We start from the raw sequence: 16,052 nt of genomic DNA, 5'->3' as shown, positions 1-16,052 counted from the left end.
CTGAGATTCTGTGTAGCGTGATTTTTTCATAGTCGTCTCCTGCATTAATCATTGCAGAAAACTCCAATTAAGTCTGTCTCAGTTTAGGGGAAGTGGACAGAATGAAATCGTTTTGAGGGGCTACATCAAGCAAACTGAGATTCATAGTTGTCTGCAACAATGATACTTGCTCTTTCCCTTCTCTTCTTACAAGCTCAGAACGAGCGCCGTCTTTAACAACGTAAAGCAACTCACCGGATTGACCCAAATAACGAACCTCATCCACGGAGTCGCCTGGTGTTGCGATGATTTTTTGTGTGGCGGTGTCAAATGAAGGAAGACTAACTTCAATGAAATACGAGTCAGACAAAGAATTGCGAACCACCATATATTCGTCACGACTTAAAGGTTCAATGTCGATGGTATTGCTATCTTTATTAAGGGCGATGGACGTTTGTGCTGCACCCTCAATCTCAACTTTTACGATTTCTGTGCTATCAAGTAGCATAATTTCTTCATTATTGAGCCAGGTGACCTCGTATAAGCCGCTGCTGTGAAAAAATCGTTTAACGATGGCTCTATTGCGTGTATTGAACAGTGAAAGTACGTGCTCTTCCAAGCCACTCATAGACGTAGTCACAAGCAAGTAATCGCCATTAGGCGAAACATCTACGCGGTAATCGTTTGAATTCGTATCGTGAGCAAATGTAATTGCCTCAATATTTCCAGAGGTGTAGTCGAGATAATAAACTTGTCCCGTCCCTTGTGCATCCTTCACAGCGGCAAAGTACAAACCACTGCCATCGTGGGATTCATCAAAATCGGAAACAATACTGAAGCCTTCTACTAATGTTGTGGTTTCAGCATCGTTGCTAATATTTTTACTGAGTATTTTGGAGCCGCCCAAAGACAGATCAATAAAAATAATATTTTGCTGGTCGCGAGAAAATTTCACCTCAGTAACATTATTGGCATTTTGTGTTAATTGTCGGATGTTCTGGTTTTCTAAGTTTGCATGAAAGAGTTGAAAGCCTTGCTCGCCAATGAGTTTGCCTGCAAATACTATTTCACTTGCATCGTCGTTAGCACTTGCGCTTATCTTCTCTCCCGAGAAGTTAATCAGTTTTGTTTGGCTTGGCACTGCTGTTTGCAGCGAATAGAATAAAATGGCACCTAATAGCAACATGGCGATTACCAGTGCCGAAGAGGGAATTCGGCCAACGTGACGAAAAACCGTTAAAAGCGAGTGTGCACGCGATGTAATTCCAGCATGTAGTGTACTGGTTGTATTACCGTTTGGACTGTGAGTTTGCGCATGATGTGAAACGGTACAATCTAGCTTGTACCCGCGCTTATGCATCGACTTAATTAAAGAGTGGTTATCCGTTTCGCCAAGCAGCGTACGCAATTTGCTAATTGCTCGCCTGACAGCGGCATCACTTACAACACGGTCGGCCCACACCTTTTCGTGCAGTTCATTGATTAATACGTATCTATCGGCGTTTCGGCATAAAAACACCAATAAATCAAAGACTTTGGGTTCAATTGCGACTTCTTGGTTGTGTTCTAAGAGTAAGTTTCGCTGGGTATCGACAGTAAACTGTTCAAAGCTGAAGGTTTCAGGGGTAGCCGCGTGCTCGACATCAGTTTGCGAACTTTCAGTTCCCTTGCCCTGTACAACTACCGTGTTACTCATGCCAGCTAGCCTAATTGTCTTTAATTTTAATTTTGCTTTGTTTAAACAATACACACTTTTACGGCATTCTCAAAGCGTCTTACACCACGTGATTTGTTTAAAAGTATTAATGAAAGTGTCAATGCGTAAAGGAGAGCAGCGTATTGTGGGTTTATACAACATTCACACAACCAGAGTGGACATACCTGATAGCCTTGTTTTTACTTTGCTAAAGAGTGCAGTGATTCAACGAATTGACGATATTCATGGGTAAGTTCATAGGATGGAATGATTTTGTATAGTAGACTTACCCGCTATTTTTAATCATTCAATGCTGGATATGACAACGGAACTATGACTGCGATTGGGATTGACTACGGTACATCAAATTCTGAGGTTGTGTATTTTGATGGTGCATCCCATCAGCACATTAAACTTGACCCGTTAGATAAGAAAGGTAACAAAATTCGTTCTTCGGTATTTATTTATTTTGAGGATGAGTTACCGCCACCACCAGACGCGATGGTTGAAGCGAAAGTTGCCCAACTTCAACGCGCTATTAATGATCAGATAGATAAAGCGAAAGACGGTTACTACGCTGCGAAAGATCCCAAAGAGCAGGCTATGTATAACGACCGCATAAATTCACTTCGCGGAGATTTGCACAATAAGCCAGCCTTGCAGCGCAAAGCTATTGCTCAATTGATGCATGCCATGTCGCTTGATGAAATTCCACTGTTACGCCTTGTTGAGCACGGTAAGTTTGCGTTTGGTGAAGAAGGGTTCAGACGTTTTCTGAAGATGCCAGATAAGGGCAGACTAATCTATTCACCTAAAAACTTTTTAGGTGCTTCGCTTGACGGTGATCAAAAACAAGCCTTTATCGGCATTATCGCCAAGCAACTTGCCTACTTTAAACAGTGTGCAGAGCAGCAGCTAGGTACGGTAGTTGACAGTGCCGTTATTGGACGACCAGTAAAGTTTCATGGAACGCGTGGCGAAGAAGGCAACGCACAGGCCATCCAAATCATGACCCAGGCCGCGACGAAAGCCGGTTTCTCTGGTGTTAATTTTCTGGATGAGCCAATTGCTGCAGCGTATAAGATTGAGCAAACACTGCCTAAAGATACTACAACCCTTATTGTGGATATTGGCGGTGGTACTACCGATATCTGTTGCATAAAGCTTTCTCCAGAACGCACTAACCAACTAGACAGAAAAGATGATGTTTTGTCGGTAACGGGACGCCGTTTGGGGGGAATGGATTGCGATAAGAGTCTAGTGCTAAAAGCTATTGCGCCAGAAATGGGGATGGGCCTTAAAATGATAAATGGCCTGCCTGTACCACCCACATACTTTTCGGATATGTGTGCTGTCGACAACATTCCTGCGCTAACGCGATTCTTCTCTGATGATTATGGTTTAGATATTTCGCAAACTATGTCGGTGATAAAAGAGCCTGCGCAATTAGAAAGACTGTTGATTGTGCAGGAAAATAAACTATCTGCGCGTGTGGTTAACTCGGCTCGCTTGGCAAAGGAACTGTTGTCGAGCAAGCAAAATATCACGTTACCACTACATTACATCGAAGAAGATTTTGATGTAGAGATAACACAAGATGCACTTAAAAAAGCACTTAAACCTTGGCTTGATAAAGTAAAAGCATTAGTGGTGGAGTGTTTAGAAAATAGTGTAGAAAAGCCAGAAGTTGTCATGATCACAGGCGGTATGAGTTTGTCGCCAATTGTCGTTGATGCCTTATATGAAAACTTATTGACAGGGTTGCCGCGACTAGAAAATGATGCATTTAATTCGGTATGTGAAGGACTTGCTATTCAGGCTGCTAAGCACTGAAATGAAGCATTGAAAGGATAAAAACGAAAAAGCGTTAGTGACACCACTAACGCTTTTTTTGTCGCTTAATGCTGAAGAATATTGTTCTGCTTCAAATAAACAGCAATAGCTTCTGGTGACTCAAAGGCTTTCAGTAACATTTCTTGGGCACGTGCCTTTACATCGTTATCTTCAGAAGATGAAAGTAGGTGATACCAAGTCTTGACTAAGGCTAATGGCGGCGTTTGGTTCATGCGTTGTTGCTCCAGCAATTCTTACTGCAATAAATTCCACGAATCATCGTATCTCATGATTCACCAAAACAAGCTCTGACCAGCGTTATATTTATCAATTTATGCGACAAAATGACTGCGTTTGGCCATTTTGTCGCCATAGCATGCTGATCTGCTTGTTAGAGCATGGGCTTTAAGAAGCGTCCTGTATGTGAAACGTCTTGTTCTGCCACATGCTCAGGTGTTCCTTCTGCAATAATCTGGCCACCTCCGGATCCTCCCTCTGGACCAAGGTCGACAATCCAATCTGCGGTTTTGATAACATCAAGGTTATGCTCAATAACCACAACGGTATTACCGTGATCACGCAGCCTGTGAAGCACTGCTAATAATTGCTTAATATCGTGGAAGTGCAACCCTGTTGTAGGCTCATCGAGAATGTATAGGGTTTGGCCAGTGTCTCTTTTTGACAACTCTTTTGCCAATTTTACACGCTGTGCTTCACCACCTGACAAAGTAGTAGCTGCTTGTCCCAATCTAATATACGACAAACCCACGTCCATGAGCGTTTGCAATTTTCTTGAGATTGCGGGTATCGCATCAAAGAAATGACGTGCATCTTCCACCGTCATCTCAAGAACTTCGTGAATATTCTTGTCTTTGTACTTAATTTCCAACGTTTCACGATTGTAGCGCTTACCCTGACAGACATCACATGGCACATACACATCAGGTAAGAAGTGCATTTCTACTTTTATGACACCATCACCCTGACATGCTTCACAGCGGCCACCTTTCACGTTAAAGCTAAACCTTCCTGGTTTATAACCGCGAGAGCGAGATTCTTGTGTACCTGCAAACATTTCGCGAATAGGTGTAAAGATACCTGCGTAGGTTGCTGGGTTAGAACGCGGTGTTCGGCCAATGGGACTTTGATCAATATCGACCACTTTATCAAGGTGTTCAAGACCGGTCATTGAAACGTGTGGTGCGGGCTCTGAAGTCGTGGCCTTATTCAACTCACGTTGCGCAATTTTATAAAAGGTGTCATTGATAAGGGTTGACTTACCTGACCCCGATACGCCAGTCACACAGGTCATCACACCGGTAGGAATACGCAAATCAACTGACTTCAAGTTGTTGCCAGTTGCGCCTTTTAGCTCAAGCCAGTTGTCGTCTTTAACTGGAGTTCTAGTTGCAGGGACTTCAATTTTCTCTCTGCCAGACAAGTATTTTCCGGTAAGTGAATGTTCACTATTCTTTATATCTTCCAGCGAACCTTCTGCAATAATTTGCCCACCATGTACACCTGCTCCTGGGCCGATATCAACGATATAGTCGGCTTCGCGTATGGCATCTTCATCGTGTTCTACGACCAGTACTGTATTACCTAAGTCGCGCAGGTGTGTGAGCGTCCCAAGAAGTCGCTCGTTGTCACGCTGATGTAGACCGATTGAAGGCTCATCTAGCACGTACATGACGCCAACAAGACCCGCACCAATTTGGCTTGCTAAGCGAATACGCTGGGCTTCACCGCCTGATAGGGTATCGGCACTGCGAGACATTGAAAGGTAATTAAGGCCGACATTGACCAAAAAGCGCAAACGGTCGAGAATTTCTTTTAGGATTTTCTCTGCTATTTGCGCCTTTTGACCTTCAAGGCTTAATGATTCAAAAAAACCGAAAGCATCAGCTATCGACATATCAGCGATAGCCGGCAAATTAGTACCTTCGATAAATACATTGCGTGCTTCAACGCGCAAGCGTGTGCCTTCACAGCTATTACATGGCTGTTGACTTAAATACTTAGCTAACTCTTCGCGCACTGAGTTTGACTCAGTCTCGCGATATCGACGCTCCATATTGGGAATAATGCCTTCAAACGGATGCTTGCGCTCCATGATGTCGCCGCGCTCATTAATATATTTAAATGAGAGTGATTTTCCCTTTGAACCATAAAGCACAATGTCTTGATGCTTTTTATCTAACTCTTCAAACGGTACTGTTAGGCTAAAGCCGTAATGATCTGCAACAGCTTGCAGCATTTGAAAATAGTAGTAACTGCGCTTGTCCCACCCTCGAATTGCGCCTCCAGATAAACTGAGTTCTTCGTTGCCAACCACTCGCATAGGATCAAAGAACTGTCTTGTACCTAAACCGTCACATGTAGGGCAGGCGCCCGCCGGATTGTTAAACGAGAACAAACGCGGCTCAAGTTCACTCAAGCTGTATCCGCAGTGGGGGCAAGCAAAATTAGCTGAAAACACAATTTCTTCAGCGTCTTTGTCATCCATGTCGGCAACAACGGCGTTGCCGCCTGCAAGACTCAACGCGGTTTCAAATGACTCAGAAAGGCGCAGCGCCATGTCATCACGCACCTTAAAGCGGTCGACAACGACTTCGATGGTGTGCTTTTTGTGTAGGTCGAGCGGTGGTGGATCAGAGAGATCACACACTTCGCCATCGATGCGCGCTCGAATAAAGCCCTGAGCAGAAAGATTCTGCAAGGTTTTAACGTGCTCCCCTTTACGCTCTTTCACGATAGGAGCAAGTAGCATTAACTTGCTACCCTCTGGCATCGCTAGCACTTTATCTACCATTTGACTAACGGTCTGTGCATCAAGCGGTACATCGTGATCAGGACAGCGTGGTGTGCCCACACGAGCAAACATCAAACGCAGATAGTCGTAAATCTCGGTGATGGTGCCTACCGTCGAACGGGGGTTATGCGATGTTGATTTTTGTTCAATGGATATTGCAGGCGAAAGACCCTCAATATGATCAACATCTGGCTTTTCCATCATGGAAAGGAACTGACGCGCATACGCCGATAAAGACTCAACATATCGGCGCTGGCCTTCTGCGTATAAGGTGTCGAATGCAAGAGACGATTTCCCCGAGCCCGACAGGCCGGTAATCACCACCAGTTTGTCTCGTGGCAGTGTTAAATCGATGTTTTTCAAGTTGTGGGTGCGAGCACCGCGAATTTCGATTTTATCCATTGAAGCCTAAATGAGAGAAAAAGAATCAGTATGCCATAGCTGTCAAGTAAAGTGATATGACAATCAAGTTATACTTCGTAAAGGCGCAGGGGATCACATTCGCCCACACACTAAGCCAAGTATTAATCCATGTTAAGGTACGTGGGCAGGTGAACAAATTGTGCTACACTTCGCGACCTTAAATTTTCTATTGTAGAGATACTCTACGCGCTATTTCATCTTTTGAGGAACACTGACGCTTTGAACGCTTTGGAATTACGCGCTGCACTTGCGCTCGCTTCGGTCTATGTTTTACGCATGATGGGTTTGTTCATGGTAATGCCAGTTCTTGCAGTGGCGGCAATGGACTACCCAGATTACTCACCATTATTGGTAGGACTAGCGGTTGGTGGCTATGGTTTAACACAAGCTGCATTACAAATTCCCATGGGCATGATGTCAGATAAATGGGGACGAAAGCCGGTTATATTATTGGGTTTATGTGTTTTCGCGATAGGCAGTTTTGTCGCCGCAAGTGCCGATAATATGATAATGATGATAGTGGGTCGTATACTACAAGGCGCGGGCGCAATTGCCGGTGCCATTATGGCGTTGGCTACCGATGTCAGCCGTGAAAGCCAGCGCGCCAAGGTACTTGCCATTATCGGCATTGCCATAGGCTTTTCTTTCTATCTCGCGGTTATTTTAGGCCCACTAATAGCCAACAGTTATGGGTTGGCTGGTGTTTTTGCCATTACGGGGTTGCTAGCGGTGCTTTGTATGCCCCTAGTCAAATGGGTTGTTCCTGATTCAGAGCAACTCAGTAGTGGTGATACGCTGCCACAAAAAGACCAACTAAAACAGCTGTTGTTATCGCCGCAACTATGGCGCTTAAACGTAAGCGTGCTGTTGCTACATATGCTAATTACGCTGTTATTCGTGCAACTGCCCGTTACGCTACTGCATTTTGATATGACGCTGGAAAGTCACTGGAGCGTCTACCTGCCGGTTCTAGGTATCTCAATTGTGGGTCTTGTGCTGATGATGGGAGCCGCGCGTGGACGCACGCCAAAATCGCTGCTATTCACTGCGATTGTATTGATGGGAGCGGCGTTCTTCACACTGAGTACGCAGACACACAGTTGGTGGATGGTTACTGCGGCAGTCGTTCTATTTTTTACTGGCTTTAATTATTTGGAAGCAAATTTTCCAGCGTTAGTTTCAAGCATTGCACCGGCGGGCAAAAAGGGGACTGCAATGGGCATTTATGCCAGCTTTCAGTTCTTTGGCGCATTTCTCGGCGGTATTGTTTCGGGCTTTGTAACCGATATATGGACACCTGACATTGCTTATGGCGTTGGTGCAGCATGCACCGTACTTTGGCTCTTCATTATTGCGGGATTGAAAGAAGTGAGTCGGGTGAAACGCGTAATGATGCAAGCATCAAAACCCGATACAGTATTAGATGAGCGCTCTCAGCAAGTACTTAAGCAAGGGTTAAGCGCAGTTCCTGGCGTACTCGACGTGACATTAAACCACCATAATGGCGCAGTATATTTGAAGGTCGATAGGGACTTTGATGCGCTAAAAGCACGAGAAGTGTTAGACGCAACGTAGCTGGGCTAATTGCCGAAAACAGGGGTGAAGGATGATAGATTTAACGTCTTTTAAAGCCATTATTTTTGATATGGACGGCACTTTGGTTGATTCAATGGCGGCACATATTGAAGCGTGGCAGCACACTTGTGAGGTGTTTGGGTACCCTTTTGATAACGACTATCAGTATAGTCTTGGGGGCGTTCCATCATTGGCAACTGTAGAACTGATGAATGCGCGTTACAACATGTCGCATTCTCCTCTAGCGGTTGCCGAATTTAAAAAACAGGCCTATGAAGGGCTCAATCACACACCCACCCTTATTCAAGATACTTTAGCAGTATTTAATCACTATAAAACGCGTATGCCGATAGCCGTGGGTACAGGCTCAGATAGACAGCATGCGCAGTGGGTACTTTCAGAGCATGGAATATTGGCGCAACTTGATGCGTTGGTTACTGCCGATGATGTTGCTCATGGTAAACCTCACCCAGAAACTTTTATAAAAGCTGCAGATTCGATGAATATTGCGCCACACCATTGCGTAGTGTTTGAAGATACCGATATGGGTAAACAAGCGGCTATCGCTGGCGGTATGACCTGCATTATGGTCAAAAATGGTCGTATAGTACGTTAGCAAGCTAGATTGCGTTTGCGCTTTCTAGAACGTCATCGCATTCATGTAACAAAGAAGATTTTACACGACGAGTAGCTTGCGCTATTGCTTCCTTAATCGCTTCTTCAGCAATGTCGTGTTCTTCATTGATTGAGGTACTTGAATGTACTTGCATGCTTTGACCGCGGTAAGAGACACTCGGTGAGTACTCGTCTGCGTAGTGGGGTTTGTATTGCACATCAATGATAACAGTGGCAACTAAGTTGGTGCCTAAAGTTTTCACAAATGCGCGCTCTAACGATACTTTTACACTATTATCAGCATTCGTATGGGGCGTAACATTCATTTCAAGCAGGCTTTGTTCAAGAATTGAATAAAGCGCATCTTTCGATACATTATCATTTCCGACCAATAAGTCTTTGCTTGCCCTTTCATCGGTGAGTTCTGCAAGATACATCGGGCAGGCTTTGGCTTTTGAAAGACTGGCCTGATGCGCTTCTCGTTGTGAGGCTGGAACGAGTGCTGAGTCTAAATCAGGCTCAGGTGTTGATACACAAGCAACGAGAAATGAGAGGCTGCAACACACTAACGTACTACGAATAAAACGCTTCGATTGTTTTGTGCTTTTTATCATATTAATTCACTACTTGTTTTGTCTCGCTGCCTGAATCTCGCTTGAAACCAATAAAGTGTTTATCGCGAAGTTTAGTCACAATGAAATAAGCCGTAACGGCAAACTAAATACTTAGCTGGCAGTATAAGTAAATAAATCATCATCACAAATACCTGAACTGTTGCAAACTGTTTCAGCCATCGATGTAGAAATTATCAACACTGTGCTACAGTAAACGTAAGTTTCAGATGTGATGCGAACAACAGTTTTTCAACACGGATAGTTTTACCTATGGTTTTACGCAAGCTCATTTTAAGCGCTTTAGTGTGTCTCGTCGTCAGCGGTTGTGCGATCAATGTTTCACCTTCTGCCTTTTTTTATCAAGACTCAGCACAAAAGCCCCTCGATACAACCAAATTGCACGCCGCTATTCAGCAGGACAGTACCTCTGCCGGCATCACCCGTGTTGAGGTTAAAAATACGCAGGGCCTGATGTTAAGGGGGGTTGCAGTTTCCTATCCCGACCCAAAAGTGAACGTGGTCTTTTTTGCTGACAATAGAATGTCGATAAGCGAGAACAATAGTGTGTTGCATCGTATTGGAAAGCTGCCAGCCAACATATTATGGCTCGATTATCAAGGAGTGGGGGCAAGCGAGAAAGCGAAAAATCTGAGTATTGATGCGATTAAGCAAGATGCCTTGACGCAGTTCGATTACGTTAAAAACACGTTCGATAACAGTCTACCGACTATTGTTCACGGGCGCGGTATTGGAAGTTATTTTGCCAGCTATGTGGCCGCAAATCGTCAAATAGACGGCTTAGTGTTAGATGGTGCGTTTAACAATATATCTGACCTTATTGCCAACATGGTACCTGGGTTTTCTAATTCGTTTACAAGTATGCGTTTACACGATGAAGTGCACAGTATGCAAATTGCGCCGATACTGCGCCACTACGATGGCCCACTGTGGTTGGTTGTAGCCGAGAAAGATAAAATTACGCCTTACCCCATTAGCCAACAGTTATTAGATGTTTCAGCAAGCGACAAAAAGCGCATTTCTATTATTCCTGGTGTTACCCACAGTGCAACCTTGAAATCAGATTTCGCAATCAGTGAATATCGTCGATTTTTGTCCAGTCTTTCTCGCTAAAATGCCTTGTGGATAAGTAGTGGGTAACCTTGTTGGTAAGTCTGTTAATAGCCTTATGCATCAAGCGATCACGATCATAATAGCCTTATCTGGTCGGATCACGAAATATCAGTAAAATCAAGCGCTGTAGCGAAGTTTGATACGATCACATTGCTTTTTGATCCTAAGTGTTCAAAGGATCGTGGAATTTTGTTGATTGGGGATAAAAATATAACCGCTACGATCACATGCTAGTTATTGTCAATAGATTTACGCTATGAAATTTTTAGAAGTAGCGTGCTGATTTATGCAGCATATTTCGATTAACAATGCTGCATATTACACACTTATTAGACGAAGAAGCGGAAAATATGGGCTCGCGCTAGACGCGAACCACAGAGTCCCGTTTAACGACGGTGGGGGTGTATTTAAACGTCAGCCCTTCTTCCGGTTTACTACCAGAAGCGTATTTGAGCGCAAGTTCCGCGGCCTTGGCAGCCATCATTTCAACAGGGTATCGCAACGTCGTGAGTTTGGGTCGACAATATTTGGCTAGTAATACGTCATCATACCCCATCACTGAAACTTGCTCCGGTACTGCAATGCCATGGTCTTGAAGCATAGTCATTGCGCCTGATGCCATAGCATCATTGTAGGCCAATACTGCGGTAAACTTAGCACCTGTAGCAAGTAAGTTTTGCATAGCCAACTCACCACCTTCTTGGTCAGGCGTGGCGTATTCCACCATACTTTCGGGTAATGTCAGGTTGGCTTCTTTGACCGCGTTATGAATGCCCTCTAGTCTGTGATTAGGGTCGTCAATGCGATATTGACTGCTGATCACTGCTAAATGCTGGTGGCCCTGACTAATGGCGTATTCCGCCATAAGTCGTCCGCCTGTAACATTATCCAGCCACACACAGCGATTAGCGATTTGTGGGATGTATCGGTTAATTAGCACAAAACCCGGTACCTGGTTGGCAAAATCAATAAGGGTAGCATCATCGAGTGCTTTACTGTGTACAACCATAGCCTCAACGCGGTGCTCTAGAAGTGTTTCAATTGCTCGCAGCTCTGTTTCCTTTTCAATCGAGCCCGCACTCAACAGTATTTGTACGTTGTTTTTGCGCGTGATTGATTCCACACCATGAGCAAGCATCGCAAAGAAAGGATCGTGCAATTCCGCAATAACTACGCCTAATGACGCACTGCGCTTTGTAACCAAAGCCCTTGCATTGGCATTAGGGCGGTAGCCCATTTCTTCCATTATTTTTTTTACGCGTTGGCGAGTCTCGTCACCTACCTTTGGACCATTATTAATAACCCGGGATACGGTAGCTAATGACACACCTGCAGCTTGGGCTATGTCTTTTATTGTTGCCATTATCTTTTAAACTTCATTTTTGGGTAACGTAGTGGGTTAGGTATTAAACCCAATTTTCCATAGCGTACATTATATTTACAAAAAAAGATAAGTTTGCAATCGAATGCATGTCTCGAAAACCGCAAAGTGGTTATACCATACATAAGAATTCGCTAAATCGCTGTAAATAAGTACGGAAAACGTATAACCTCAGCGTAAAGAAATGCGTAAAAACACGTTTATGTTGAGCTTGAAATTAAACGATTGAGACCATCTTTGTTTGGATTATTCCCGTTAAAGGTAAATAGTTTGTTATGAATATAGAGATTTCAAATTTTGGTGAAATAGATGGGGTATTGGTGAAGGAGTTCACCCTAACTAACGCCAATGATATGCAAGTAAAACTGTTGAATTACGGCGGCATAATCAAAGACATCATCTTGACCGACAATGTGGGGAAACGAAAACATTGTGTTCAGTCTTTTGACTCTCTTGATGAATACATTGATGACCCAAGTTACCGCGGTGCCATTGTCGGACGCTACGCAAACCGCATTGGAAACGCGGAATTTTGGCTAGAGGGTAAACATTACGTACTTGATAAAAACGGTGGCGAGCACAATCTCCACGGCGGTCTTGCAGGTTTTCATAAAAAAGTATGGGAAGCGGCTGTTGATAAAACTGACGAGCGAATAAGTGTATTGCTAACACTCAGTAGCCCTGATGGTGAAGGGGGATTTCCTGGCAACGTTGAAGTAAAGGCATGTTATACGTTAACGAACGACAATATTCTGTCGTTGAATATCACCGCCACAACAGACAAAGCAACGCCGCTCAGCTTTACACAGCACGCTTATTTTACATTAAGTAATGACAAGCACGTGGGCTCAACATTGCTACAAATTGATGCAGATAAAGTCACTGATGCTGATACTACCTTACTACCTACAGGCAAGTTTATAAACGTGGCTGATACGGCGTTCGATTTTAGACGGTTGACGAAGATCCACGAAAGAGCGACTAGCCAAGACCCCATCCCACTATTTCAAATGGTGGGTGGTTACGACCATAACTATGTGCTGCGCAACGCTGAACAAGACGTACCACAAGCTCGCGTTAAAGCGCTAGATACAGGAATTAATATGGCGTTATACACATCGCTGCCTGGATTGCAGTTTTACACAGGAAGCTTACAAACAGAGCAACAACTCGGCGCGTTGTGTTTAGAACCACAGCATTTTCCTGACGCACCAAACAAACCTCACTTTCCAAGTAGCATTGTTTATCCAGGTCAAGTGGTGCAGATGTCGATGCGCTATGAGTTCTCTGTTGGCGATTAATTCTCACTGGCAAAAAGAAAACTAATTGTTATGAATTTAACAAATATTTTTCTTTGTTACAGAATTGATAAAAAGGGATTCTTAATATACTATTGTTGGGTAAACGTTTAACCCTTTTGTCTCTTGTTGTGTTCAGACCACGATAAGGCCAATTCAGAGAGAGTGAATATGGGAACGCCATTTGATCCTACTAATGATCCTCACCGTCGATTTAACCCGTTACTGGGTGAATGGGTGTTGGTGTCACCGCATCGTGCAAAACGCCCTTGGCAGGGTCAATCTGAAGAACCAAACAACGAGCAAAAACCGTCTTACGATGAAACCTGTTATTTATGCCCAGGTAATACTCGAGTAAACGGTGAAGTAAATCCGACCTATACAGGGACTTTTGTTTTCGAAAACGATTTTGCCGCACTTAAGAAAGACACTGAGGTTACCAGTGAAAAGAAAGGGCTCTTTCAGTTCGAGACAGAGCAGGGGTGTAGCCGCGTTATTTGCTTCTCTCCTGATCACAGCAAAACACTTCCCGAACTAACAGATGAAGAGCGCGCAGAAGTTGTTGCTTGCTGGCAAGCACAAACCAAAGAATTAGGCGAAAGCTATCGCTGGGTGCAAGTTTTCGAAAATAAAGGCGCTATGATGGGGTGTTCGAATCCACACCCTCATGGGCAGGTTTGGGCACAACAGCACTTGCCTACTGACCCTGCTAAAAAACTTGTCCAACTAAAGCAGTATTATGCAGATAACAATACGCCGCTTTTAGCCGATTACGCCGAACAGGAAGTGGCTAAACAAGAGCGTGTTGTTTGCCAAAATGATGATTGGGTTGTTGTTGTACCTTATTGGGCCGCCTGGCCATTTGAAACCTTATTACTACCGCGTTTTAACGTGCAGTCGATGCCCGAACTAAACAAGGAACAGGCTTTTTCACTGGCGCAAATCATTGGTGATATCACCGCGAAATATGACAACTTGTTTGACACTTCTTTTCCTTATTCAATGGGCTGGCACAGTGCGCCATTTGACAATGAGGCACACCCAGAGTGGACACTACATGCGCATTTCTTTCCACCGCTTTTGCGTTCGGCAAGCGTTCGCAAGTTTATGGTTGGCTATGAAATGATGGCCGAAGCACAGCGTGACCTAACCCCAGAGCAAGCAGCAGACAGACTTAAAGCACTTTCAACTGTGCACTATAAAAAACGTGAGAATGCGAATGGATAACCAAACACTATCTTCAACTTTTCAGCAATATTACGGCGAAGCGCCGACGCTTGTTGCCCATGCACCGGGACGTGTAAACCTTATTGGTGAACACACTGATTATAACGAAGGTTTTGTTTTTCCTGCTGCGATTAACTTCGGCACTTGGGTTGCTGCCTCAAAACGCGATGACAACGAAATTAGTGTTACCGCAATGGACTATGATAATCAGCAAAACCAGTTTGCGTTGTCAGATATTCAGTATGACGAAGAGCAAGGTTGGGCTAACTATGTTCGCGGTGTGGTTAAAGTACTTAAAGAAAGCATGCCTGATTTTGGCGGTGCTAATTTACTGGTAACGGGCAATGTGCCGCAAGGTGCTGGTCTTAGTTCCTCGGCGTCATTTGAAGTAGCAATACTCAAAGCAATAAGTGCATTGTACGAATTACCGCTTGATGGCGTTAAAGCGGCGTTGTTAGGCCAAAAAGCGGAGAATACTTTTGTTGGTTGTTCATGTGGCATTATGGACCAATTGATTTCTGCGATGGGCAATGAGGGCATGGCAATGCTTTTGGACTGCCAGTCTTTAGCGATTGAACACTCACCATTACCTGATTCACATCAAATTGTGATTATCAATTCAAATGTAAAACGCGGTTTGGTAGACAGCGAATACAATTTGCGTCGCCAACAGTGTGAGCAGGGAGCATCACTGCTAGGGGTAGAGTCGTTGCGAGAAGCTAACATTGACATGCTGGAATCAGCGAAAGCGCATATGCCTGAAGTAGTATACCGTCGTGCAAGACATATTATTACTGAAAATGCGCGCACGCTTAAAGCCAGCCAAGCGCTGAAAACTGGCGATATTGCAACTGTAAGTAAAGCTATGGCTGAGTCGCATGTTTCAATGCGAGATGATTTTGAAATTACTGTACGCCCTATTGATTACTTAGTAGAAATAATCGATGAAGTATTGGGGACGTCTGGTGGCGTGCGCATGACTGGTGGTGGTTTTGGTGGTTGCGTTGTTGCGCTGGCACCAACTGACAAGGTTGAAGCCGTTAAGCAAGTGGTCGCCAACAAATACTTTGATGAAACAGGATATAACGCCGACATCTACGTTTGTACCGCTACTCAAGGTGCTTTCGCTTAACAGACTTGTTTAATTACCCCTTTATATCAGAACAATCTATCCCGTACGGTTGTCTGTGTCCCTTAAGCCGCATCATTGATTGCGGCTTTTTTTATAAAAACGCTAATTTGGAACAATTTAGTTAAAAAAAGTAAACAAAGTGTGATACTAATATTATCCGCAATGTGAATGCGATAAATGTTCTTCATTTTCACATGCATCGCATAGCGAATTGGCATCTTTTAAAGATGCGACACTGGTGTGGCAAAACCTTAAGAATAATAAAAACAATTTTTCACCTGTGTACCCTGCATTGACTTAAACCGCCGCACCCAAAATTAGAACTTTGGGAAAAAC

The 16,052-nt window shown here is 44.1% G+C and carries 12 protein-coding genes; 7 read left to right on the top strand and 5 right to left on the bottom strand.

The window, feature by feature from the left end:
* Positions 1 to 67: 67 nt before the first annotated feature.
* Positions 68 to 1,675 carry a winged helix-turn-helix domain-containing protein gene (locus LHL20_RS18795; protein WP_226434390.1) on the bottom strand — a complete coding sequence of 536 codons (1,608 nt, stop codon included), beginning with the start codon at positions 1,673 to 1,675 and terminating at the stop codon, positions 68 to 70.
* Positions 1,676 to 2,008: 333 nt separating this feature from the next.
* On the opposite strand from LHL20_RS18795, the gene LHL20_RS18790 reads away from it, so the two are divergent.
* The gene (locus tag LHL20_RS18790; RefSeq protein WP_159627215.1) at positions 2,009 to 3,508 is read left to right on the top strand and encodes an Hsp70 family protein; all 1,500 of its coding nucleotides are present in this window, start codon (positions 2,009 to 2,011) and stop codon (positions 3,506 to 3,508) included.
* 65 nt (positions 3,509 to 3,573) lie between these two features.
* Here the strand turns inward: LHL20_RS18790 and LHL20_RS18785 are convergent, their stop codons facing one another.
* Together LHL20_RS18785 and uvrA are read right to left on the bottom strand one after the other, a co-directional pair.
* Positions 3,574 to 3,741: a hypothetical protein gene (locus LHL20_RS18785; RefSeq protein ID WP_201283975.1), complete on the bottom strand. Its 168-nt coding sequence runs from the start codon at positions 3,739 to 3,741 to the stop codon at positions 3,574 to 3,576.
* Between the two features lie 158 nt (positions 3,742 to 3,899).
* Positions 3,900 to 6,722: an excinuclease ABC subunit UvrA gene (uvrA, locus tag LHL20_RS18780; protein ID WP_226434389.1), complete on the bottom strand. Its 2,823-nt coding sequence runs from the start codon at positions 6,720 to 6,722 to the stop codon at positions 3,900 to 3,902.
* Positions 6,723 to 6,962: 240 nt separating this feature from the next.
* Here uvrA and LHL20_RS18775 point away from each other — a divergent pair, with 240 nt between their 5' ends.
* Together LHL20_RS18775 and LHL20_RS18770 are read left to right on the top strand one after the other, a co-directional pair.
* On the top strand, positions 6,963 to 8,318 hold the full coding sequence (locus tag LHL20_RS18775) for an MFS transporter (RefSeq protein WP_226434388.1): 1,356 nt from the start codon (positions 6,963 to 6,965) through the stop codon (positions 8,316 to 8,318).
* Between the two features lie 31 nt (positions 8,319 to 8,349).
* A complete protein-coding gene (locus tag LHL20_RS18770; protein ID WP_226434387.1) occupies positions 8,350 to 8,934 on the top strand; it encodes an HAD family hydrolase in 585 nt (194 codons plus the stop codon).
* Between the two features lie 4 nt (positions 8,935 to 8,938).
* On the opposite strand, the gene LHL20_RS18765 is transcribed toward LHL20_RS18770, so the two are convergent.
* Positions 8,939 to 9,547: a hypothetical protein gene (locus LHL20_RS18765; protein WP_226434386.1), complete on the bottom strand. Its 609-nt coding sequence runs from the start codon at positions 9,545 to 9,547 to the stop codon at positions 8,939 to 8,941.
* A 270-nt stretch (positions 9,548 to 9,817) separates the two neighbouring features.
* Between LHL20_RS18765 and LHL20_RS18760 the strand changes: the two genes are divergently transcribed.
* Complete coding sequence (locus LHL20_RS18760; protein WP_159627210.1) at positions 9,818 to 10,678, top strand: alpha/beta fold hydrolase; 861 nt, start codon at positions 9,818 to 9,820, stop codon at positions 10,676 to 10,678.
* Between the two features lie 361 nt (positions 10,679 to 11,039).
* Here the strand turns inward: LHL20_RS18760 and LHL20_RS18755 are convergent, their stop codons facing one another.
* On the bottom strand, positions 11,040 to 12,041 hold the full coding sequence (locus LHL20_RS18755) for a LacI family DNA-binding transcriptional regulator (RefSeq protein ID WP_226434385.1): 1,002 nt from the start codon (positions 12,039 to 12,041) through the stop codon (positions 11,040 to 11,042).
* 293 nt (positions 12,042 to 12,334) lie between these two features.
* On the opposite strand from LHL20_RS18755, the gene LHL20_RS18750 reads away from it, so the two are divergent.
* The 3 genes from LHL20_RS18750 (at position 12,335) to galK (ending at position 15,716) form a co-directional block, all read left to right on the top strand.
* The gene (locus LHL20_RS18750; RefSeq protein WP_226434384.1) at positions 12,335 to 13,360 is read left to right on the top strand and encodes an aldose epimerase family protein; all 1,026 of its coding nucleotides are present in this window, start codon (positions 12,335 to 12,337) and stop codon (positions 13,358 to 13,360) included.
* Positions 13,361 to 13,528: 168 nt separating this feature from the next.
* Positions 13,529 to 14,584 (top strand): UDP-glucose--hexose-1-phosphate uridylyltransferase, encoded by a 1,056-nt coding sequence (locus LHL20_RS18745; RefSeq protein ID WP_226434383.1) that lies wholly within the window; start codon positions 13,529 to 13,531, stop codon positions 14,582 to 14,584.
* Entirely contained in the window at positions 14,577 to 15,716 is a 1,140-nt protein-coding gene (gene galK, locus LHL20_RS18740; protein ID WP_226434382.1) for a galactokinase, read from the top strand. The genes LHL20_RS18745 and galK overlap by 8 nt, the downstream gene beginning before the upstream one ends.
* The last annotated feature ends 336 nt before the right edge of the window (positions 15,717 to 16,052 follow it).

Source organism: Alteromonas sp. McT4-15 (genome assembly GCF_020515205.1).
GTDB lineage: Bacteria > Pseudomonadota > Gammaproteobacteria > Enterobacterales > Alteromonadaceae > Alteromonas.
This window is presented reverse-complemented; position numbering and strand designations above follow the sequence as displayed.